Consider the following 21,761-nt stretch of genomic DNA (forward strand, 5'->3'; position numbering starts at 1 on the left):
TCAGCCCCGCTTCCGCGTCGCGCGGTACACCGCGACGGTGCACAGGACCCCGACGGGGATGAACGCGAACTGGAGCCAGTAGAAGGCGGGGACGCCGCCGATCTCCGGGCCCTCGCGGTTGAACAGCGGGACGGCCAGCGGGAGCAGCACGGGCGGCACCAGGAGCCAGTTCCACCGGCTCCGGTCGGACCGCGGCTCGGTCGGCCGCTCGGGTGACTGCGAGGACATGGGAGCGCTCCTCGTGCGTCGGCGCGGCCCGTGCGGCGGGCCGCGACTGCGGGACGGGCCGCGCGAGCGTATCCCGGATCGGGTCACGGGCCGGTCTCGGCGGCGGCACGACTCGGCCGCCGCCCGCCCGATCACACGGTCCGGTCGGCCTCCGTGCGCGGCGCGTGCGCGACCTCGTCCGGCAGCCCGGACGGACGCCGCCGCCACGCCGCGAACTCGACCAGGATCCCGTCGGGGTCGCGGAAGTACAGCGACCGGACGTACACCCCGTCGTGGACGTCCCGGGCGACGCCGAACTCGCTGTCGTCGTGGTTGAGCACGACGCCGACGTCCACCCCCTTGGCGACGAGCCGGTCCCGGTACTCCTCGATCCGCTCGGGCGCCACGTCGAACGCGACGTGGTTCATCGACCCGGCCGCCGACGTCAGCCCGCCCCGGTCGGGCAGGTCGCGCGGCCCGGTCACGCCGGGGACGGCGTCGGGCGCGTCGGGGAACCAGAAGAACGCGAGCGCGTCTCCGCCGCCGCAGTCGAAGAAGAAGTGCTGCCCGAGGCCGCCCGGCAGCTCGATCGTCCTGATCAGCGGCATCCCGAGGACGCCCCGGTAGAAGTCCACGGTGGCCTTCATGTCCCGGCAGACGAGCGCGAGGTGGTTGACCCCGCGCAGCTCGAACTCGGTGTCGCCGCCGGCCATGCGCCGCCCTCCCGGATAAGTGGACGCTTTCGCCTCATCCTCCCAGCGCGGCGGACAGAACTGAACCCCCGGCGCGGTGACTTGGCCCCGGCCCGCGCGAGCGGGTACTGTCGCTCCATGCGAACCGATCATCGCCAGTGGTGGTGGCGCCGCTGAGGCGGCGCCGGTTCTCGCACGTTCGACTTCCAGCGACCGCCCCGTCCGGCGGTCGTTTCGTTTTTCCGGCCACCGGCCGCGGGGCCTGACCACGAGGGGCCGCCACGGTGGAGTCCACCGACCAGCAGCCGACGATCGGCCGGTTCGTCACGGCCGGGGGGATCCGCGTCACCCGGACCGCCACCCCCGTCGACTCCGAGCGCAAGTCCGACGTCCTGAACGGGCTCGTCGCCGCCGCGGGGGAGCGGCGCGGCGGCGTGCTGTCCTCCGGGATGGAGTATCCCGGCCGCTACAGCCGCTGGCACATGGCCTACGTCGACCCGTGCCTGGAGATCGTCGCGCGCGGCCGGGAGCTGGTGGTCACGGCGCTCAACGCGCGCGGCGAGGTGCTGATCCCGTCCGTCGCCGCCGCCCTCGCGCCGACGGGGGAGCCGCGCGGCACCGACGCCCGGCGGACGGCGGTGTTCGTGCCCGAGTCGGCGGAGTTCTTCACCGAGGAGGAGCGCAGCCGCCGCCCGACGGTCTTCACCGCGCTGCGCGCCGTCGTGGACCTGTTCCGCTGCGACGACCCGCACCTCGGCCTCTACGGCGCGTTCGGCTACGACCTGTCGCTGCAGTTCGAGCCGCTGCGCACCCGGCTGGAGCGCCCGGACGACCAGCGCGACCTCGTCCTGCACCTCGCCGACGAGATGGTCGTCGTGGACCGCAAGCGCGAGACGTCGCACCGCATGGCCTACGAGTTCGCCACCGCCGACGGCGGCGACACCACGGGCCTGCCGCGCGCGACCGAGCCCGTCCCGGTGCGGGCGCCCGCGCCGCTGCCGCCGCAGCCCGTCCCCGGCGTGTACGCGCAGATGGTCCGGGACGCGCGGGACAAGTTCGTCCGCGGCGACCTGTTCGAGGTGACGCCCGGCCACGCGATGCACGCCCGCTGCACCTCGCCCGCCGCGTTCTTCGAGCGGCTGCGCGAGTCCAACCCGGCGCCGTACGAGTTCCTGTTCAACCTCGGCGACGGCGAGTTCCTCGTGGGCGCGTCGCCGGAGATGTTCGTCCGGGTGTCGGGCGACCGCGTCGAGACCTGCCCGATCGCCGGGACGATCCGGCGCGGCGCCGACGCGCTGGAGGACGCCGAGCAGATCCGCGCGATCCTGTCGTCGGCCAAGGACGAGTCCGAGCTGACCATGTGCACCGACGTGGACCGCAACGACAAGTCCCGGATCTGCGTGCCCGGCAGCGTCCGCGTCCTCGGCCGCCGTCAGATCGAGCTGTACTCGCGGCTGATCCACACCGTCGACCACATCGAGGGGCGGCTGCGGCCCGGCTTCGACGCGTTCGACGCGTTCCTCACGCACATGTGGGCCGTCACCGTCACCGGCGCGCCGAAGACGTGGGCGATGCAGTTCATCGAGGACCACGAGGACGCGCCGCGCCGCTGGTACGGGGGCGCGGTCGGCTGCGTCGGGTTCGACGGGTCGATGAACACGGGCCTGACGCTGCGCACCGCGCAGATCCGCGACGGCGTCGCGACCGTCCGGGCGGGCGCCACGCTGCTCTACGACTCGATCCCCGAGGAGGAGGAGCGCGAGACGCACCTGAAGGCGAGCGCGCTGCTCCAGGCCCTCGCCGACGCCGAGGCGGCCGTGGACGCCGAGCCAGCGCCGCAGGCCGGGCCCGAGCCGGAGCGGGCCGGCGCCGGGACGAAGGTGCTGCTGGTCGACCACGAGGACTCGTTCGTCAACACGCTCGCCGACTACTTCCGCCAGCACGGCGCGGACGTCGTGACGCTCCGGCACGGCTTCCCGATCCGGATGCTGGACGAGCACGCGCCCGACCTCGTCGTCCTGTCGCCCGGTCCGGGCCGTCCGGCGGACTTCGCGACGGACGCGCTGCTCGGCGAGCTGGACGCGCGCGGCCTGCCGGTGTTCGGCGTCTGCCTCGGGCTGCAGGCGATGGTCGAGCACGCGGGCGGGAGCCTCGCCCTGCTGCCCGAGCCCGCGCACGGCAAGCCCGGCGAGGTCAAGGTCACCGGCGGCGAGCTGTTCGCGGGCCTGCCCGACCAGTTCACCGCCGCCCGCTACCACTCGCTGCACGCCACGCCCGACCGGGTGCAAGGGTTCGAGGTGACCGCGCTGACCGGCGACGTCGTCATGGCCATCGAGGACCCCGCGCGGCGGCGGTGGGCCGTCCAGTTCCACCCCGAGTCGATCCTGACGGCGGCGGGCTCGTCCGGGCACACGATCGTCGGGAACGTCCTGCGGCTGGCGGCGCGCGAAACCTGACGTCGGCTGTCATGTTTCCCGGGCAGGATCGGGAGCATGGAAGCGAACGCACCGAAGATCTGCCTGGTCGCGGGCGCGACGCGCGGCGCGGGCCGGGGCATCGCCGTCGCGCTCGGCGCGGCCGGGCACGTCGTGTACGTCACCGGCCGCACCACCCGCGCGGCGCGGTCGGAGATGGACCGGCCCGAGACGATCGAGGACACGGCCGACCTCGTCACGGCGGCGGGCGGCACCGGCGTGGCCGTCCCCGCCGACCATCTCGACCCGGCCGCCGTGACGGCCGTGGTCGACCGGATCCGCGCCGGCCACGGGCGGCTGGACGTCCTCGTCAACGACATCTGGGGCGGCGACCACCTCGCCGCGTTCGGCAAGCCGCTGTGGGAGCAGCCGCTCGACGACGGGCTGCGGATGCTGCGCCTCGCGGTCGAGACCCACATCGTCACCAGCCACCGCGCGCTGCCGCTGCTGCTGGAGAACCCCGGCGGGCTCGTCGTGGAGATCACCGACGGGACGGCCGAGTTCAACGCCGAGTACCGAGCCGACGTCGGCCTGTTCTACGACCTGGCCAAGTGGTCGGTCATCCGGCTGGCCGCCGCGCAGGCGGCCGAGATCGGCCCGCACGGCGGCACGGCGGTCGCGCTCAGCCCCGGCTTCCTGCGGTCGGAGGCGATGCTGGAGCATTTCGGGGTCACCGAGGAGAACTGGCGCGACGGCGTCGCGAAGGACCCGCACTTCGCGATCTCCGAGACGCCCGCGTTCGTCGGCCGCGCCGTCGCCGCGCTCGCCGGGGATCCGGGCCGGACGCGGTGGAACGGCCGGTCGCTGTCGTCGGGCGAGCTGGCGCTCGCGTACGGGTTCACCGACCTGGACGGCAGCCGTCCCGACGCGTTCCGCTACATCACCGAGGTCGCGCTCGGGGGCAAGCGCGGCGACGCGGCCGACTACCGGTAGAGCGCCGCGAGCCGCGCGCCCGCCTCGGCCAGGCGGGCGCGCAGGCTCGCCGGCTCCAGCACCTCGGCCTCCGGGCCGAGCCGCAGCAGCTCGAAGTAGGCGACGTCCTCCGACTCCACCGGGATTGTCGCCGTCACCCAGCCGCGCTCGTCCGGCTCCCCGGCGGACTCGGCCGCGCGCCGCGCCGCGTAGCCGTCCACGGCGTGCCGCAGGCCGCGCAGCCCCGCCGGGCTCAGCCGCAGGACGACCTCCGCGCGGAACATCGACCGCAGGAACCGGTCGGCCTGGCCCGTCCAGAACGCGGCGAGGTCGAAGCGGGAGTCCCGGTCGAACGCCGCGCCCGTCGCCCGGACGGCCGTCACCCGGTCCGCGCGGTAGGTGCGGTGCTGCCCGCCCACCGCCGCGACCAGGTACCAGACGCCGTTCTTCAGGACCAGCCCGTACGGGTCGGCCGTCCGCTCGACCTCCGCGCCGGACGGACGCCGGTAGCGCAACTCGACCACCGCGTCGTCCCACACCGCGCGCGCCAGCTCGGGCAGCAGGGCGGGCGGGGCGTGCGCGGTGTGCCAGCCGGGCGCGTCCAGATGGAACCGCTGCCCGGCGCGGGCGGGCGCGTCCCGCAGCGCCGCCGGCAGGGCCGCGACGACCTTCAGCTCGGCGGCGGCCACCGCGTCCGCGAGGCCCATCTCGGCGGCCGGGCCGGGCAGGCCCGCGAGGAACAGCGCCTCGGCCTCGGCGCGGCTGAGCCCGGTGAGCCGCGTCCGGTACCCGCCGACGAGCCGGAACCCGCCGTGCCGCCCCCGGTCGGCGTACACCGGGACGCCCGCCGCCGACAATGCCTCGACGTCGCGGTGGATCGTCCGCTCCGACACCTCCAGCTCGGCGGCCAGCTCGGCGGCGGTCATCGTCTCCCGCGACTGGAGCAGCAGCACGAGCGAGATCAGGCGCGCCGCGCGCACGGGCTCAGACCTTGCGCCAGCGCGGGATCCAGGCGCCGTCCTCGACCTCGTAGTCGCCGAACAGCGCGGGCGCCTCGGCGCGGACGACCTCGCCGACCTTCCCGAACAGCAGCCGGATCTCCTCCTCGGCGCCCTCGGCGGTGCGCGCCTCGATCGTGTGGCGCAGCGTGCGGACGTTCGCCGTCCAGACCAGGCCGGTGCCGACGCCCTCGGGCGCGAACCGCCGCATGAACGACGTCCGGTGCTTCTTCTCCTTGAACGGGACGCCCTCGTCGTCCAGCCCGAAGTGCCCGGCCATCCAGAGCTGGAACTGCTCCATCTGCTCCAGCAGCTCGGTGGCGCGCTCCATCAGCTCCTTGTCGTCGCGCGCCCACTCGGGGAACCAGAACGGGATGTCCTGGAGCCGGACGAACCGCATCGACTCCTGGGAGATCGCCGTCCCCGGGCGGTGCCGGACGAGTTCGTGCGTGAGCACCCGGCTGACGTTGTGCAGGACGAAGCTGAAGCTCACGTGCTCCAGCACCGAGCCGTGCATGCTGCGCAGGATGTTCTGGAGGTACTCGTCCTGGTCGGTGCGGACGCGGACGACGTTCGGGTTCAGGCCCGGCTCCCACGAGCGGTAGCAGAGCCGCCCGGCGAACTCGGCGAGGTTCTGCGGGTCGTTCAGATCGGCGTCGAGGTCGCCGCGGTCCAGGCGCTCCAGCCAGCTCTCCCCGCCGACGTCGCGCAGATACCGGGCGATCTCCGCGTAGTCGAGTTCCGGCTTGGCCACGAGGAAGACCTCGGGTTCCACGCTTTTCACTGCACTCCCCTTTGTGGTCCGACCCGTCAAGGTTGCCAGGTCGCGGACCCGCTCGCGACCGCGGGGGGACCCTGGCCGAGACGTCGCGGATGCGCCAGAGTGTGGCGGCATGACTGACATCAGCATCGCCGTCGACGGCATCGAGCGGTCGGCGTACCTGGCCGTCCCCGAGGGGGAGGGGCCGTGGCCCGCCGTGGTCGTGCTCTTCGAGCTGGTCGGCGCGAACGCGGACATGCGCGCGCAGGCCGACCGGCTCGCCGCCAACGGCTACCTCGCGCTGCTGCCCGACCTCTACGACGGGAAGCCGTGGATCCGGTGCGTCAGCCGGGCGATGCGCGAGTTCCGGGCGGGCCGGGGGCCGAGCTTCGCGTTCCTGGAGGCGTCGCGCGCGTGGCTGGCGGCCCGCGCGGACTGCACCGGCCGCGTCGGCGTGGCGGGGTTCTGCCTGGGCGGCGGGTTCGCGCTGCTGGCGGCGGCGGGCGGCGCGTTCGACGCGGCGGCCGTGAACTACGGGATCCTGCCCGGCGACCTGGAGGAGACCCTGTCCGGCGCGTGCCCGGTCGTCGCGAACTACGCCGGACGGGACCGGCTGCTGAAGGGCGCGGCGGCGAAGCTGGACCGCACGCTCACCGTCCTCGGCGTCGACCACGACGTGAAGGAGTACCCGGACGCGGGCCACGGCTTCCTCACCGAGACGCCGGTGCCCGCGCTCGCCGCGCCGCTCGTGAAGGTGACGCTCGGCGTCGGGATCGGCCGCCAGTTCGGCGACGAGGCCTGGGAGCGCATCTTCGCGTTCTTCGGCGCCCACCTCGCGAGCGGATCTACAACGTAAAGGCGGCGGGCGCATGACCTCGGGCGTCATGGCCGCCGTGATCCGCGCGTCGTTACCGTGGGGCCCGTGACCACGATGACGACCGCGCTCGCCGACGTCCGTCCGATCGGCGAGCACCTGCGCGCGTGGCGGCAGCGCCGCCGGATGAGCCAGCTCGAACTCGCGTCCGAGGCCGACGTGTCGACCCGGCACCTCAGCTTCGTGGAGACGGGACGGTCCGCGCCGAGCCGCGAGATGGTGCTGCGCCTCGCCGAGCACCTGGACGTCCCGCTGCGCGACCGCAACCTCATGCTCGTCGCGGCCGGGTACGCGCCCGTCTACGCCGAGACGCCGATCCAGGAGCCCCGCATGGACGCGGTGCGCGCGGCGCTGCGGCAGGTCCTGGACGGCCACGAGCCGTACCCGGCCGTCGTGGTGGACCGGTTCTGGAACCTCGTGGAGTCCAACGCCGCCGCCGGGCTGTTCCTGGAGGGCACGCCGGCGCACCTGCTGGCGCCGCCGGTGAACGTCCTGCGGCTCAGCCTCCACCCCGACGGCATGGCGCGGCACGTCGCGAACCTGCCCGAGTGGCGCGCGCACATGGTCGGGCGGCTGCGGCGGCACGTCGCGCTGACCGGCGACGCGTCGCTCACCGCGCTGTACCGGGAGATGCGCGACTACCCGGACGCCGGGCCGGTCGGGGACGCGTTCCCGCCGCCGTCCGGGGACGAGGTCCTGGTCCCGCTGCGGCTCCGCGCCGAGGGCCGTGAGCTGGCGTTCTTCAGCACGATCGCGACGTTCGGCAGCCCGCTGGACATCACGGTCGCCGAGCTGGCGATCGAGTCGTTCTACCCGGCGGACCCGGCGACGGCCGCGTACCTGCGCGAGCGCGCCGACCGCTGACCACCGGCCGCTGACCACCGGGCGCGCGGGAACGGGATCCCGGCCCGCCCGCGCCGCGGGCCGGGATCTCTCCCCCTGTTCCCCCCTTCGGAGGCCCCGCGGCTCCCCTTCCACGGCGCGGCGGGCGGTCTCGGCGGGTCGCTAGGCGTGCACGACCGGGCGTCCGGCGGCGCCGGGCAGGAGGGTCTCGCCGGTCGCGGCCAGCTCGTGGCGCACCCGGTCGGCCGGCACGCCGCAGCGGTCGAGCGCGCCGAGCGCGGCGCGGACCATCGCGGGCGGCCCGGCCACGTAGACGTCGTGGCCTGCGGGGTCGGGGACGGCGTCGAGCAGGTCGGGCAGCGCGTCCGGCAGCGGGCCGAACTCGTCCTGCGGGACGGCCGTCACCCGGACCGCGGGCCGGGCCGACTCCAGCCGCCGCAGGTCGGGCAGGTCGTAGAGGTCGTCGGCCGAGCGCGCCCCGGCGAACAGGCGGACGGCGCGGCCGGGCTCGCGCGCCGCGGCCCGCTCGGCGAGCGCCTTGAGCGGGGCGAGGCCCGTCCCGCCGCCGATCAGCAGCAGGTCGCGGCCGGACCCCGGGTCGAGGGTGAGGCCGCCGGCGGGCGGGCCGAGCAGCAGCGTGTCGCCCGGCCGGGTCTCGCGGACGAGCGCGCCGCTCACCCAGCCGCCCGGCACCGACCGGACGTGCAGGCGGAGCGTCCCGTCCGGGCGCGGCGCCCCGGCGAGCGAGTAGGGCCGCCACACGCGGGGCCAGCGGGACGTCTGGACGGTCGCGTGCTGCCCGGCCTCGAACGGGTACGGCCGGTCGGGCACGAGCGTGAGGACGGCGAGGTCGGCGCGCCGCCGGTCGTGCTCGGCGACCTCGGCGACCCACCAGGGCGGGCGGGCCGCCGCGTCGTCCTCGGCCGCCGCGATCATGAGCGCGGCGGCGCGGTCGTAGGCGGCGGTCCAGGCGGCCTCGGCGCGCGCGCTCCACGCCGCGCCCGCGAACCGGCGGAGGGTGGCGACGAGGGCGTCGCCGAACACGGGGTAGTGCTCGGGCAGCACCCCGTACTTGCGGTGCGCGCGGCCGAGCGGTTCGAGCAGGCCGGCGAGTTCCGCGGGCTCGTCGGAGCGGAACACGACGACGGTGAGCGTTCGGAACAGACGGTCGCGGGAGACGTCCATCGCGGGCGGGAACAGCGCGCGCAGACGCGGTTCCGCCGCGAACAGGCGGCCGTAGAAATAGGCGGCGGCCTTGTCCTCCGTGACGTCTCCGGGGAGATATGTCGCTTTGAGAATATCGGGTTCCACGGACATTACCGTTTTTCGCCCCCCAAGGCTTGGTGGCCGTTGACCGGTGTTCCCCGGCGTCTCTCCACGCCCCCGGTCGTCCGGCTTGGTGAGATTCTCGCATCGGAAGCCGCAGGTACTCAACCGATTCCCGGCAAGCCGCACAGATCACTGCGAAGAGTAATCGGCACGGGATTTGGCGTAATCGGGCTCGCGGACGGGGCCGGGTGGAGCATACTGATCGGTATTCGTGAGGGTTCCTCAAAGGGCGGATCGCGCTTTTCGGGGGACGTGCCGGAAATCTGGTGGACGATCCTTATTCTCGGGGGAGAATTCTTCGACCCGGGGTGGGGTGCGCCGGCCGCCGCGAGGATGCGCGATGATGCCGGACGGGCGGTGCCGGGCCGTCGGATGGATCACAGTCCGGAATGCCCGCGCCGAACCGGGGAACCGCACGGACGACGACGAAGGAGGCCCGTCATGGCACTGCACCCGCAGACCGCCCGGTTCCTGGAGCAGCTTCGCGGTCTGGCGGCGCTGGCCGCCGTCGAGCCGCCCTCGATCGAGGAGTCCCGGCGCGTGCTCGACGCCGAGTACCCGTTGGAGCGCCCCGAGCTGGCGCGCGTCGAGGACCTGGCGGTGGACGGCCCCGGCGGTCCGGTGCCCGTCCGGCTGTACCGGCCGGTGCCCGGCGCGGAGCGGCTGCCCGCCCTCGTCTACCTGCACGGCGGCGGCTGGGTGCTCGGCGGGCTGGAGAACGTCGACGTGTCCTGCCGCGACCTCGCCGCCGCGGCCCGCTGCACCGTCCTGTCCGTCGACTACCGGCTCGCGCCCGAGCACCCGTTCCCGGCGGCCGTGGAGGACGCGTGGGCGGTGACCGAGGCGCTGTCGCGGACGCCGGAGCGGTTCGGGATCGACCCCGCGCGGATCGCGGTCGCCGGGGACAGCGCGGGCGGCAACCTCGCCGCCGCCGTCGCCCTGCTCGCCCGCGACGCGGGCCTGCCGCTGGCGCACCAGCTCCTCGTCTACCCCGTCACCGACACCGCGCGCGACACCGCGAGCTGGGGCGACTACGGCTCGGGCTACGGGCTGGACGCCAAGGAGATGGCGCGGTTCATGGACCTCTACCGGGGCGACGCCGACCCGCACCATCCGCTGCTGGCGCCGCTGCGCGCCCCGGACCTGTCCGGCGTGGCGCCCGCGACGGTCATCACGGCCGAGTACGACATCCTGCGCGACGAGGGCGAGGCGTACGCGCGGCGGCTCGCGGCGGCGGGCGTCCCGGTCGAGCACCGGCGGTTCCCGGGCGTCGTCCACTCGTTCTTCCTGCTGCCCGAGCTGTTCGACACGGGCGCCGAGGCGCGGACGTGGGCGGTGGACCTGCTGCGGGTGGCGCTCGGCATTGACCGGGAAGTGGACCGGGAGCCGGTGTCCGGGCCGTCCTGACGGTCAGGGGAAGCGGCGGGCCAGCGCCTCCAGCCCGCCGCCGTAGATCCCGCCGGAGAACGTCCGCTCCATCGCGCGCTCGTCGGCGGGGTCGGCGGTGAACGTCCCCGTCCACTCGATGAGCGCGCGTCCGGTGCCGGGGACGGGCGCGACGCGGATGCTCCCCCGGACGTCGCGGACCGGCAGCGGGCACGACAAAGTCTCGTAGGCGTAGAGGCGGGCGGCGTCGTCCAGCGCGACCAGCCGTTCGCGGAACACCGAGCCGGGGCCGATGAGCCGCCGGACGCAGCCGATCCGGTCGGCGGGGCCGCCGTCCTCGATGACGGCGGTGTCGACGCCCGGCATCCACGCGGCGAGGCCCGCGAAGTCGCGGACGTAGGCCCACACCTCGTCGGCGGTGGCGTTGAGGACGGCGCTGGCGTAGGGGGTCGGCATCGGGACTCCTGCGGGCGGGGCGGGGCGGGAGGTGCCCCCATGCTGCGCCGCCGATGTGATCCGCGCAACACCCCGGGCGGTCATTCCGGCGGGGTCAGTCCCAGCGCGCGGACGACCAGGCGCGCGATCAGCCGGGCCGTCCGGTCCGGCGGCAGCGAGGGCAGCACGATGTGGCTCATCACCAGCCGGACGGCGGCGTCGGCGACCTCGGGGAAGTCCGGTCCGATCAGGTCCGGCCAGCGCGCGCGGGCGTGCTCCACGACGCGGGCGCTCGCGGTGAACAGCACCGGCTCGGCGCGGGTCGTCAGCAGCGGCAGCAGCTCGTCGCCGCCCGCGCCGGTCAGGACGACCTTCTTGATCGGGTCGTCGGCGGACAGCTCCAGCGTGAACTCCACCGCCGCGAGCACGGCCGAGTACAGGTCGTCGTGCGCGGTGAGGATGCGGTCGATGCCGTCCAGGTAGCGCTCGTTGTCGCGCAGCACGACGGCCTGCGCGAGCCCCCACTTGTCGCCGAACTCGTTGTAGACGGTCTGCCGGCTGACGCCCGCCGCGTCGGCGACGTCGCGCATGCGCACCGCCCGGTAGCCGCGGCGGACCAGCAGGTCGGCGGCGGCGTCGAGCAGCGCGTCGCGCACCGGGGAACCCATCGCAGACCTCCGTTCCGGGCGGCGGGGCCGGTGACCCGCCGTGATCCGATTATCGCCGGGCGAACGCGGCGCGGACGCCGGGGTCGGCGCGCACCCGCGCGGGCGGCCCGGCCGCGACGACCCGCCCCCGGTCCAGCACGTACAGCGTGTCGCAGACGCCGAGGACGCGGTCCAGGTCGCGGTCGGCGACCAGCACGGCGACGCCCTCGGCGGCCAGGTCGCGCAGCAGGACCTCCAGCGCCCGCGCGGCGGGCACCGGCAGGCCGGCGGACGGGTCGTCCAGCAGCAGGACGCGGGGGCCGGCCGCGAGCGCGCGGGCGATGTCGAGCAGCCGCGCCGTCCCGAGCGGGACGGCCGCCGCCGCGCGGCCCGCGTGCGCGGCGATCCCGGTGCGGGCCAGCAGCGCGTCGGCGGTCGCGCCGGACGCCCGGCGCAGCGCCCGGCGGCGGCGCCGCACGTCGCGCCACCCGCGTCCGGCGACCGGGCGGGTCCGCGCGTGGACCTCGACGGCCGCGCGGACGTTGTCGCGGACGGTCAGCGACCCGAACGGCGCGGCGGCGGCGAACGTGCGGGCCAGCCCGTGCCGCGCCCGGACGCGCGGGGCGGCGCCGGTGAGGTCGGCGTCGTCCAGGCGGACGGTCCCGGCGGCGCGCACCAGGCCGGTGACGGCGTCGGCGAACGCGGTCTTGCCCGCGCCCGGCGGCCCGACGAGCCCGGTGACGGCGCCGGGCGGGGCGAGGAGGTCGACGCCGTCCAGGACGGTGAGCGGGCCGATCCGGACGGTCAGGCCCGTCGCGCGCAGGCCCTCAGCGGCGGGCATCGAGGACCCTCCGGACGGGGGAGCGCGACAGCGCGGCGACGACGGCCGCGCCGGTCAGGAGCGTCGCGGCGGCCGGGAGCGCGCCCGCCCAGTCCCCGGCGCCCGCGGCGGCGGCCAGCGGCGGCCCGGCGGCCCCCGCGACGCCCGCCGCGCACGCCCACAGGCCCGCCCGGACGGCGGTCGCGTGCGCGCCGAGCAGCGCCGCCGCGTCCGGGTCGTCCAGGACGGCGCGCGCGAGCCGTCCGCGCGCCCCGCGCCGCAGCGCGACGGCGGCGAGGGCCGCGACCGCCGTCAGCGCGAGCCCGGCGAGCGCGGCCGGGACCGGCGGCGCCTGCCGGGCCGGGGGCAGCACGGCCACCGCCGCGACGAGCACGGGCACACCGGCGGCGGCGCCCGCGCGGCGCAGCCGGGGACCTGGGCGGAGCACGGCGATCAGCGCCCCGGCGCCCGCCGCGACCGGACCGGCCGCGAGCCACGCCTGCCACGGGACCCCGCACGTGCCGCAGGCCAGGGCGCTCGCGCCCGCGACGGCGAGCGGCGCGGGGGAGACGCCGCCGCCGGGGGCGGCGAGCGGCACGAGGGCCAGCAGCGCGAGCGCGGCCCCGGCCGCCGCGACCGCGAGCACGGTGGGCGGCACCCCGGCGGCGAGCGCGAGGGCGGGCGCCGCGAGCAAGGCGGCGGCCCACGCGAGGACGAGCGGGGAACGGTGTCGCATCGCGCCTCCGGATGTGATGTGGATCACTCCCTGTCGCCCACCCTAATGATCCCGTCCGGTCCCGGCAACGCCCCGGCGCGGCTCGGCTAGGCTGGTACGTTCCGCCCTCGCCCACCCCACGCCCACCCCTCGTCCGGAGGTCCGTCAGCATGCCCGGGGGAACGCACGACGATCCGGAGCTCGCCGCCGAGCGGGCCTATCTCACCGACGCCCGCGCCGCGCTGCGCCGGATGCGCGAGCACGCCGAGGCCCAGTCCGCCGACACCGCCGCCGACTGGGTGTCGCGCCAGTTCCTGGAGTCCCTGCTCGACCAGCGCGTGGCCGCGCTCGCCGACCGGCCGGACGCGCCGCTGTTCTTCGGCCGGATGGACGGTGCCCCCGCGCCCGGCGTGCCCGGCACGCTGTACATCGGGCGGCGGCACGTCCACGACGGCGCCGAGGGTCGTCCGCTCGTCCTGGACTGGCGCGCCCCGGTCGCTCGCGCGTTCTACCAGGCCGGCCCCGCCGACCCGCTCGGCTGGACGCGGCGCCGCCGGTTCGGCTTCCAGGGCGGCGACCTGACCGCCTACGAGGACGAGCCGCTGGACGGCCGCGCGCTCGGCCCGTCGGCGATCCTCACCGCCGAGATCGAGCGGCCCCGCACCGGCCCGATGCGCGACATCGTCGCGACGATCCAGCCCGAGCAGGACGCGCTCGTGCGCGCGGACCTGCCCGTCACCGTCTGCGTCCAGGGCGCGCCCGGCACCGGGAAGACCGCCGTCGGCCTGCACCGCGCCGCCTACCTGCTGTTCGCGCACCGCGAGCGGCTGGCGCGGTCCGGCGTGCTGATCGTCGGCCCGAACCGCGCGTTCCTCGCCTACATCGCGGCCGTGCTGCCCGCGCTCGGCGAGGTCAGCGTCGAGCAGGCCACCGTGGACGACCTGCTCGGCGCCCCGACCGCCGCCGAGGACGCCGCGACCGCCGCGCTGAAGGGCGACGCGCGCATGGCGGGCGTGCTGCGCCGGGCGCTGTGGCTGCACGTCCGCAAGCCCGAGGACGGCCTGCTCGTGACGCGCGGCGTCAACCGGTACCGGCTCGCCGACCACGAGGTCCGCGAGATCGCCGCCGCGCTGCGCGGGACCGTCCGCTACGGCAACGGCCGCGCCATGTTCGCGCAGCGGCTCGCCCACCAGATCCTCGTCCGGATGGAGCGGCGCGGCGAGGCCCCCGACGACCGCGTGCAGGACCAGGTCGCCCGGTCCAAGCCGGTGAAGGAACTGCTGGACCGCGTCTGGCCGAAGGTGACGCCCGAGCAGGTCCTGTACCGGCTGCTGGCGGACGCGGACTTCCTCGCCGACGCCGCGCGCGGCGCCCTCGACCCCGCCGAGCAGGCCGCCCTGCTCTGGCCGAAGCCGTACCGATCGCACCGGTCCGCGAAGTGGACCCGCGCCGACCGCGCCCTGCTGGACGAGCTGGCCGACCTCGTCGAGCGGACGCCGTCGCTCGGCCACCTCGTCGCCGACGAGGCGCAGGACCTGTCCGCGATGCAGCTCCGCGCGCTCGGCCGCCGCTGCGCGAACGGGTCCGCGACCGTCCTCGGCGACCTCGCGCAGGGCACGACGCCGTGGTCGGCGCGCTCGTGGAAGGAGGTGCTGGAGCATCTCGGGCTGGACGGGGAGGTGGCCGAGCTGGCGACCGGGTTCCGCGTCCCCGGCACCGTCCTGGACTTCGCCGCGCGGCTGCTCCCGCACGTCGCGCCGGGCCTGGCCGCGCCGCGCTCGCTGCGCGCGGGGGCCGGGGCGCTCGCCGTCCGCCGGGCGCCCGACCTCGCGGCGGCCGTGGTCGAGGCCGCGGCGGAGGCGCTGGAGCGGCCCGGTTCGGTCGCGGTCATCGCGCCCGACGCGGCGGTCGCCGGGCACGCCGCCGCGCTGGCCGGGGCCGGGATCGCGCACGGCGTGCTCGGCCCGGACGGCGCGCCGGACGGGACGGACGCGCGGCTGCTCGTCGTCCCCGCGACCGTCGCCAAGGGCCTGGAGTACGACCACGTGATCGTCGCCGAGCCCGCCGCGATCGCCGCCGCCGAGGAGCGCGGGCTCGCCCGGCTCTACGTCGTGCTGACCAGGGCCGTCAGCACGCTGACCGTCCTGCACGCGGACGACCTGCCCGCCGCGCTGGCCTGACGGGGCGTTGACGCGGGCGGTCCCGGTTCCTAGGGTGAGCGGCATACCGACCGGTTGGTATGTGGAGGTCCGCCCCGTGAGCACAGCCCCGCCGGACGAAGCCGAGCTGCACCGGCGCGTCCGGGATTTCCTCGCCGTCCACGACCCGGCCGCGACCGCCCCGCGCGACTTCCTGCGCGCCCGCTTCGACGCCGGGCTCGCCTGGGTCCACTACCCGCCGGGCCTCGGCGGGCTCGGCGCGCCGCGCGCCCTCCAGGCCGGGGTCGACCGCCTGTTCGCGGCGGCGGGCGCGCCCGGCAACCAGCCCGAGCGCAACGCCATCGGCCTCGGCATGGCCGCCCCGACGATCCTCGCGTTCGGCACTGACGCGCAGAAGGAGCGGTTCCTGCGCCCCCTGTGGACGGGCGAGGAGATCTGGTGCCAACTCTTCAGCGAGCCCGGCGCCGGGTCCGACCTCGCCGCGCTCGCGACCCGCGCCGTCCGCGACGGCGACGGCTGGACCGTGGACGGCCAGAAGGTCTGGACGTCGATGGCGCACGAGGCCCGGTTCGCGATCCTCGTCGCCCGCACCGACCCCGGCGTGCCCAAGCACCGCGGCATGACGTACTTCGTCTGCGACATGACCGACCCGGGCGTCGACGTCCGGCCGCTGCGGCAGATGACCGGCGAGGCCGAGTTCAACGAGGTGTTCCTCACCGGCGTCCGCATCCCCGACGAACACCGGCTCGGCGCCCCCGGCGACGGCTGGCGCGTCGCGATGGCCACGCTGATGAACGAGCGCGTCGCGATCGGCGGGCACGCCGCGCCGCGCGAGGGCGGCATGATCGGCGTCGTCGCCGCGCTCTGGCGCGACCGTCCCGACCTGCGCACGCCCGGCCTGCACGCGGAGCTGCTGCGGCTGTGGGCCGACGCCGAGGCGGCCCGGCTCACCGGCGAGCGGCTGCGCCAGCAGCTCGCCGTGGGCGCGCCCGGCCCGGAGGGGTCGGCGGCCAAGCTCGCCTTCGCCCGCCTCAACCAGGAGATCTCCGGGCTGGAGCTGGAGCTGCTCGCCGAGGACGGCCTGCGCTACGACGACTGGACGATGCGCCGCCCCACCGAGGTCGACTTCACCCGCCGCTCACCCGGCTACCGCTACCTGCGCGCCAAGGGCAATTCCATCGAGGGCGGCACCTCGGAGATCCTGCGCAACATCATCGCCGAGCGGATCCTCGGGCTGCCCGCCGAGCCCCGCGCCGACAAGGACGTGCCCTGGAAGGACCTCCCCAAGTGAGCGACCTGCTGTACTCCGACGTCGAGGACGACCTGCGCGCCGGGCTCCGCGCCCTACTTGCCGAGACCTGCGCCTGGCCCGACGTCCTCGCCGGGACCGAGAAGGACGCGCCCTACGACGCCGCGCTCTGGGCGCGCCTGACGGAGATGGGCGTGACCGCGCTGCCGGTGCCCGAGACGGCGGGCGGCGCGGGCGCGTCGTGGCGGGAGGCGTCGGTGGTGCTGGAGGAGCTGGGCCGGGCCGTCGCGCCCGTCCCGTTCCTCGGCGCGGCCGTCCTCGGGACCGCCGCGCTGCTCGCGGCGGGCGCCCCGGACCTCGCGGCGGACGCGTCGGCGGTCCTCGCCGTCCCGCTCAGCACCCCGCCCGGCGCGGTGCTCGACGGCGTCCGTGCGGCCGACGACGGGCGGCTGACCGGCGTGATCACGGCCGTGGCGGACGCGGGCGCGGCGGCGACGCTGCTCGTCCCGGCGGGCGACGGCCTGTACGCGGTGGACCCCGGCGCGGACGGCGTCCGCGTCACCGAGGTCGTCGCGCTCGACATGACCCGGCGGCTGTCGGACGTCGCGCTCGCCGACGCGCCCGCCCGCCGGATCGGGGACGCCGAAGCCGTCACCGCCGCGCTCACCACCGGCGCCGCGCTGCTGGCCGCCGAGCAGCTCGGCCTCGCCGAACGCTGCCTGGAGCTGACCGTCGAGTACGTGAAGACGCGGTACCAGTTCGGCCGCCCGGTCGGGTCCTACCAGGCGCTCAAGCACCGGCTCGCCGACCTGTGGGCGTCGGTCGCGCAGGCCCGCGCGGTCGTCCGGTACGCGGCCGGGTGCGCCGCGTCCGGCGACCCGGACCTGCCGGTCGCCGCCGCCGTCGCGCAGGCGCACTGCTCGGCCGCCGCCGTCCGCGCCGCCGAGGAGTGCGTGCAGATGCACGGCGGCATCGGGTTCACCTGGGAGCACCCGGCGCACCTGTACCTCAAGCGCGCCAAGAGCGCGTCCCTGGCGCTCGGCACCGCCGACCGGCACCGCGCCGCGCTCGCCGGGCTGGCGGACCTGCCCGCCTGACGGCCCGTCCGGGGACTCAGCCCGCGCGCCACCCGAAGCGGAAGCCCCGGCCGCGTCCGGACGGGCGTCCGCCGGCGGCCAGCGACTCCAGCAGCGCGTCCATCGCCGGGGGCCGCACGCACACCAGCGTCGCGCGGGCGCGCCGGGCGCAGTGCAGCCGCACCGACGGCCGCAGCAGCCGCGACAGCGCCGACCGCTCGCCGCGCCCGACCACGAGCAGGTCGTCCTCCCGGGCGATGCGGACGAGCACCGAGCCGGGCTCGCCGATCAGCACGAGCGTCTCGGGCCGGGGCACGTCGGCGGCGACCTCGGCGAGCAGCCGCTCCACGAGGTCGATCCCGGCCGCGTACAGCGCCTCGGTCACGCCGCCGCCGAGCTGCCCGGCCGCCGACACGTGCGGGGGCAGCGGCGCGGCGTGGACGACGAGCAGCGGCAGGCCGCGCAGCCGCGCCTCGCCGATCGCCCAGGCGAGGGCGCAGCGCGCGCCGGCCGAGTCGTCGACCCCCACGACCACGCGCGGGCCGCCCGCGGGCCTCACGATCACCTTTCCTCCCGGGGACGCCGGGCACGGGTGCGTGCGTCGGTTACGGCTTCCAGGGTGCAGGCTCGGCGGTCGCCGCGAAAGGGTTTTACCTTCACCCGCCGATGTTTTACCGCCTTGTGGCGTCGCGCGGGTCCGCCTGGACCGTTCTGTCGGTGCCGTCGCCTACGCTCGGGCCACCGCGACACCGTCCAGCAGCACCGTTCAGCGAAGGCGAACCACGATGCCGACCACCGCGCCCGACCGGGAGAGCGAGTTCCAGCGGCTGACCGCCGCGCACCGGCGCGAGCTGCTCGCCCACTGTTATCGCATGCTCGGTTCCATCCACGACGCCGAGGACCAGGTGCAGGAGACCTACCTGCGCGCCTGGCGGGCCTACGACGGGTTCGAGGGACGCTCCTCGCCGCGCTCCTGGCTCTACACGATCGCGACGAACGTCTGCCTGACCGCGCTGGAGCAGCGCGGGCGCCGTCCGCTGCCGAGCGGGATCGGCGCCCCGGCCGATCCCGAGCGCCCGGTCGTCGCGGCCCCCGAGGTCCCGTGGCTGGAGCCCGCGCCGGACGCGGTGCTCGCCGCCGGGCCGGGCGCCGCCGATCCGGCCGCCGTCGCGCAGTCCCACGAGGCCAGCCGGCTCGCGTTCGTCGCCGCGCTCCAGCACCTGGCGCCCCGGCAGCGCGCGGTGCTGCTGCTGCGCGACGTGCTGCGCTGGAAGGCCGCCGAGGTCGCCGTCCTGCTGGAGACGACGACCGCGTCGGTCAACAGCGCGCTGCAACGGGCGCGGGCGCGGCTGGCCGAGGTCGGGCCGGACCCCGACGCGCTCGCCGAGCCCGGCGACCCGCGCACCCGCGCCCTGCTGGACCGCTACACCCGGGCGTTCGAGGCCGCCGACGTCGGCGCGCTGGTCGAGCTGTTCCGGCGGGACGCGCTGTGGGAGATGCCGCCGTTCCCCGAGTGGTTCCGGGGCGCCGAGGCGATCACGCGGCTCATCGCGATCCAGTGCGACCCCGAGCCGGGGGAGCTGCGGCTGGTGCCGACGGCCGCGAACGGCCAGCCCGCGTACGGGATGTACCGGCGCGGCCCGGACGGCGTCCACCGGCCGTTCCAGCTCCAGGTGCTCACGATCTCCGGGGGCGTGGTCGTCCACGTCGCGGCGTTCTTCGACACGAGCCTGTTCGCGGTCTTCGGCCTGCCCGAGACGTGGCCGGGGGACGCCGTCGGCCGGTGAGACACAGGTCACGATCTGGCAGTGGCTGAAATTTTGCATCCTGCGCAAGTTCGTTCTACGGTGAGGATCACGACCGTGGACGCAGGACCGCGCGCGCCCGGCCCCTGACCGCCGGGAACCGCCCCACCGCCCGATCCTCGTGACCTCCGGGACGCCCGACCGCGTCCCGGCGACGATGGGACTCCCCCTCTTGGCCACCTTCCTGTACCGGCTCGGCCGGTTCTCCTTCCGCCGCCGGCGGCTCGTCGCCCTCGTCTGGGCGGCGCTGGTCGTCCTGTGCGGGGTGGGCGCCGCGACCCTGCACGGCCAGACCTCCGACGACTTCTCCGTCCCCGGCACCGAGTCCCAGCGCGCGATCGACCTGCTCAAGGACAAGATGCCGCAGGCCAACGCCGACGGCGCGACCGCGAGCATGGTGTTCGCGGCCGGGCCCGGCGGCACCCTGACGTCCGGCCCGGCCCGGGACGCCGTGGAGCGCGCGGTCGCCGCGCTGCGCACGAGCCCGCAGGTCGCGTCCGTCGCCGACCCCTACGCCGCCAGGGCCGTGTCGCCCGACGGCCGGACGGCGCACGCCGAGGTGGCCTACAAGGTCGTCCCGATCGACGTGACCGACCAGGCCAGGGAGGCGCTGACCGCCGTCGCCGCGCAGGCCCGCTCCACCGGGCTGACGGTCGAGACGCGCGGCACCGCGACGCAGGCGACGCCCGAGCAGAGCGCCACCGAGGTCATCGGCGTGGCCGTCGCCGCCGTCGTCCTGTTCATCACGTTCGGGTCGCTGATCGCGGCCGGGCTGCCGCTGCTGAACGCGATCCTCGGCGTGGCGATCGCGATGTCGCTGATCACGGCCGCCACCGGCTTCCTCGACATGAGCTCGTTCACCTCGACGCTCGCGCTGATGCTCGGCCTCGCCGTCGCCATCGACTACTCGCTGTTCATCGTGTCCCGCTACCGGCACGAGATCGCCGAGGGGCGCGAGCCCGCCGAGGCCGCCGGACGCGCCGTCGGGACGGCCGGGTCCGCCGTCGTGTTCGCGGGCCTCACCGTCGTCATCGCGCTCGCCGGGCTGTCGGTCGTCGGGCTGCCCGTCCTCACCCAGATGGGGCTCGCCGCGGCCGTCGCGGTCGTCGTCGCCGTCCTCATCGCGCTCAGCCTGCTGCCCGCCCTGCTCGGGTTCGGCGGCCGGCGCGTGGCCCGCGCGGGCTCGCGGCTCGTGCGCGGCGGCCCCCGGCCCGGCCGCGCCCCGGCGGGGGAGCGGTGGGCGCGGTTCGTGCTGCGCCGCCCCCTGCCGGTGCTGCTGCTGGCCGTCCTCGGGCTCGGCGTCGTCGCGGTGCCGACGCTGGACCTGCGGCTCGGGCTGCCCGGGGACGAGGTCGCCGCGCCGTCCACCACCCAGCGCAAGGCGTACGACATGCTGAGCGACGGGTTCGGGCCCGGCTTCAACGGGCCGCTGCTCGTCCTCGTCGAGGGCACGGGCGTCAAGGCCCGCGCGGAGGCGTTCGCGGGCGAGCTGCGGACGCTCCCGGACGTCAAGGTCGTCTCCCGGCCCGCCGTCAACACCGCGCGGGACACCGCGCTGCTCACCGTCGTGCCCCGCAGCGGGCCGAGCGAGGACGGCACCGAGAAGCTCGTCGGCGCCATCCGGGACCGGGCCGCCGCGTCCGGGACCGACGCGATGGTCACCGGGCAGACGGCCATGAACATCGACATCTCGGCCAAGATGTCGGGCGCGCTCGTGCCGTATCTCGCGGTCGTCGTCGGGCTGGCGTTCCTGCTGCTCCTGCTGGTGTTCCGGTCGATCATGGTGCCGCTGAAGGCGACCGCCGGGTTCCTGCTCACCGTGCTCGCCACGTTCGGCGCCGTCGTGGCGGTGTTCCAGTGGGGCTGGCTCGACGGGCTCCTCGGCGTCGAGACGACCGGCCCGATCATGAGCCTCATGCCGATCTTCATGATCGGCGTCGTGTTCGGGCTCGCGATGGACTACCAGGTCTTCCTCGTCACCCGGATGCGCGAGGAGTACGTCCACGGCGCGTCGCCGCACGAGGCGGTCGCCGTCGGGTTCCGGCACGGCGCCCGCGTCGTCACGGCCGCCGCCGTCATCATGATCGCCGTCTTCGCCGGGTTCCTCGCCTCGGACGAGACGATGATCAAGCTGATGGGCTTCGCGCTGTCGGCGGGCGTGCTGTTCGACGCGTTCGTCGTCCGGATGACGATCGTCCCGGCCGCGATGGCCCTCGCCGGGCGCGCCGCCTGGTGGCTGCCCCGGTGGCTCGACCGCCTTCTGCCCAACGTGGACGTCGAGGGCGAACGGCTGCGGCACCGGCTCGCCGCCGACCCCGGCCGCGAACCGGCCGCCGTCGGCACCTGACGGATCCGGGGGCCGTCCCGCGCGGACGGCCCC

At 75.9% G+C, this 21,761-nt stretch carries 20 protein-coding genes; 10 read left to right on the plus strand and 10 right to left on the minus strand.

Going from position 1 to position 21,761, the window contains the following annotated elements:
- Both GQ466_RS24075 and GQ466_RS24080 read right to left on the minus strand, forming a co-directional pair.
- On the minus strand, nucleotides 1–228 hold the full coding sequence (locus GQ466_RS24075) for a DUF3311 domain-containing protein (RefSeq protein ID WP_161105303.1): 228 nt from the start codon (nucleotides 226–228) through the stop codon (nucleotides 1–3).
- Nucleotides 229–359: 131 nt separating this feature from the next.
- Nucleotides 360–920 (minus strand): VOC family protein, encoded by a 561-nt coding sequence (locus GQ466_RS24080; protein WP_161105304.1) that lies wholly within the window; start codon nucleotides 918–920, stop codon nucleotides 360–362.
- 263 nt (nucleotides 921–1,183) lie between these two features.
- On the opposite strand from GQ466_RS24080, the gene GQ466_RS24085 reads away from it, so the two are divergent.
- Complete coding sequence (locus GQ466_RS24085; protein WP_161105305.1) at nucleotides 1,184–3,355, plus strand: anthranilate synthase component I; 2,172 nt, start codon at nucleotides 1,184–1,186, stop codon at nucleotides 3,353–3,355.
- A gap of 36 nt (nucleotides 3,356–3,391) precedes the next feature.
- Nucleotides 3,392–4,306 (plus strand): SDR family oxidoreductase, encoded by a 915-nt coding sequence (locus tag GQ466_RS24090; protein ID WP_161105306.1) that lies wholly within the window; start codon nucleotides 3,392–3,394, stop codon nucleotides 4,304–4,306.
- Here the strand turns inward: GQ466_RS24090 and GQ466_RS24095 are convergent.
- Both GQ466_RS24095 and thyX read right to left on the minus strand, forming a co-directional pair.
- Nucleotides 4,297–5,265, minus strand: a complete 969-nt coding sequence (locus GQ466_RS24095) for a WYL domain-containing protein (RefSeq protein WP_161105307.1) — start codon at nucleotides 5,263–5,265, stop codon at nucleotides 4,297–4,299. The genes GQ466_RS24090 and GQ466_RS24095 overlap by 10 nt on opposite strands.
- Nucleotides 5,266–5,269: 4 nt before the next feature.
- Entirely contained in the window at nucleotides 5,270–6,067 is a 798-nt protein-coding gene (gene thyX / locus GQ466_RS24100) for an FAD-dependent thymidylate synthase (RefSeq protein ID WP_161105308.1), read from the minus strand.
- Nucleotides 6,068–6,176: 109 nt separating this feature from the next.
- Between thyX and GQ466_RS24105 the strand changes: the two genes are divergently transcribed.
- Nucleotides 6,177–6,899 carry a dienelactone hydrolase family protein gene (locus GQ466_RS24105; RefSeq protein WP_161105309.1) on the plus strand — a complete coding sequence of 241 codons (723 nt, stop codon included), beginning with the start codon at nucleotides 6,177–6,179 and terminating at the stop codon, nucleotides 6,897–6,899.
- Nucleotides 6,900–6,974: 75 nt separating this feature from the next.
- Nucleotides 6,975–7,781 (plus strand): helix-turn-helix domain-containing protein, encoded by an 807-nt coding sequence (locus tag GQ466_RS24110; RefSeq protein ID WP_161105498.1) that lies wholly within the window; start codon nucleotides 6,975–6,977, stop codon nucleotides 7,779–7,781.
- 141 nt (nucleotides 7,782–7,922) lie between these two features.
- On the opposite strand, the gene GQ466_RS24115 is transcribed toward GQ466_RS24110, so the two are convergent.
- Complete coding sequence (locus tag GQ466_RS24115) at nucleotides 7,923–9,077, minus strand: globin domain-containing protein (protein WP_161105310.1); 1,155 nt, start codon at nucleotides 9,075–9,077, stop codon at nucleotides 7,923–7,925.
- A gap of 453 nt (nucleotides 9,078–9,530) precedes the next feature.
- Here GQ466_RS24115 and GQ466_RS24120 point away from each other — a divergent pair, with 453 nt between their 5' ends.
- Nucleotides 9,531–10,496: an alpha/beta hydrolase gene (locus GQ466_RS24120; RefSeq protein WP_161105311.1), complete on the plus strand. Its 966-nt coding sequence runs from the start codon at nucleotides 9,531–9,533 to the stop codon at nucleotides 10,494–10,496.
- A 3-nt stretch (nucleotides 10,497–10,499) separates the two neighbouring features.
- Here the strand turns inward: GQ466_RS24120 and GQ466_RS24125 are convergent, their stop codons facing one another.
- The 4 genes from GQ466_RS24125 to GQ466_RS24140 form a co-directional block, all read right to left on the minus strand.
- Entirely contained in the window at nucleotides 10,500–10,931 is a 432-nt protein-coding gene (locus GQ466_RS24125) for an SRPBCC family protein (RefSeq protein ID WP_161105312.1), read from the minus strand.
- Between the two features lie 80 nt (nucleotides 10,932–11,011).
- On the minus strand, nucleotides 11,012–11,578 hold the full coding sequence (locus GQ466_RS24130; RefSeq protein ID WP_161105313.1) for a TetR/AcrR family transcriptional regulator: 567 nt from the start codon (nucleotides 11,576–11,578) through the stop codon (nucleotides 11,012–11,014).
- 49 nt (nucleotides 11,579–11,627) lie between these two features.
- Nucleotides 11,628–12,398, minus strand: a complete 771-nt coding sequence (locus GQ466_RS24135) for an ATP-binding cassette domain-containing protein (protein ID WP_161105314.1) — start codon at nucleotides 12,396–12,398, stop codon at nucleotides 11,628–11,630.
- Nucleotides 12,385–13,113, minus strand: a complete 729-nt coding sequence (locus GQ466_RS24140; protein WP_161105315.1) for a hypothetical protein — start codon at nucleotides 13,111–13,113, stop codon at nucleotides 12,385–12,387. Before GQ466_RS24140 ends, GQ466_RS24135 begins: the two co-directional genes overlap by 14 nt.
- 149 nt (nucleotides 13,114–13,262) lie before the next feature.
- Between GQ466_RS24140 and GQ466_RS24145 the strand changes: the two genes are divergently transcribed.
- The 3 genes from GQ466_RS24145 to GQ466_RS24155 all read left to right on the plus strand — a co-directional run bounded on the left by GQ466_RS24145 (nucleotide 13,263) and on the right by GQ466_RS24155 (nucleotide 17,597).
- Nucleotides 13,263–15,272, plus strand: coding sequence for a HelD family protein (locus GQ466_RS24145; RefSeq protein WP_161105316.1), 2,010 nt, complete (start codon nucleotides 13,263–13,265; stop codon nucleotides 15,270–15,272).
- A gap of 76 nt (nucleotides 15,273–15,348) precedes the next feature.
- Nucleotides 15,349–16,542 (plus strand): acyl-CoA dehydrogenase family protein, encoded by a 1,194-nt coding sequence (locus GQ466_RS24150; protein WP_161105317.1) that lies wholly within the window; start codon nucleotides 15,349–15,351, stop codon nucleotides 16,540–16,542.
- Nucleotides 16,539–17,597: an acyl-CoA dehydrogenase family protein gene (locus GQ466_RS24155; RefSeq protein WP_161105318.1), complete on the plus strand. Its 1,059-nt coding sequence runs from the start codon at nucleotides 16,539–16,541 to the stop codon at nucleotides 17,595–17,597. The genes GQ466_RS24150 and GQ466_RS24155 overlap by 4 nt, the downstream gene beginning before the upstream one ends.
- A 16-nt stretch (nucleotides 17,598–17,613) precedes the next feature.
- Here GQ466_RS24155 and GQ466_RS24160 read toward each other — a convergent pair whose 3' ends face one another.
- The gene (locus GQ466_RS24160) at nucleotides 17,614–18,141 is read right to left on the minus strand and encodes a universal stress protein (protein WP_161105319.1); all 528 of its coding nucleotides are present in this window, start codon (nucleotides 18,139–18,141) and stop codon (nucleotides 17,614–17,616) included.
- A 136-nt stretch (nucleotides 18,142–18,277) separates the two neighbouring features.
- Here GQ466_RS24160 and GQ466_RS24165 point away from each other — a divergent pair, with 136 nt between their 5' ends.
- Both GQ466_RS24165 and GQ466_RS24170 read left to right on the plus strand, forming a co-directional pair.
- Complete coding sequence (locus tag GQ466_RS24165; protein ID WP_272918097.1) at nucleotides 18,278–19,363, plus strand: sigma-70 family RNA polymerase sigma factor; 1,086 nt, start codon at nucleotides 18,278–18,280, stop codon at nucleotides 19,361–19,363.
- Between the two features lie 190 nt (nucleotides 19,364–19,553).
- Nucleotides 19,554–21,728 (plus strand): MMPL family transporter, encoded by a 2,175-nt coding sequence (locus GQ466_RS24170; protein WP_161105321.1) that lies wholly within the window; start codon nucleotides 19,554–19,556, stop codon nucleotides 21,726–21,728.
- Nucleotides 21,729–21,761 lie beyond the last annotated feature (33 nt).

Origin of the sequence: Actinomadura rayongensis, assembly GCF_009831215.1 — a bacterium.
Lineage (GTDB): Bacteria > Actinomycetota > Actinomycetes > Streptosporangiales > Streptosporangiaceae > Spirillospora > Spirillospora rayongensis.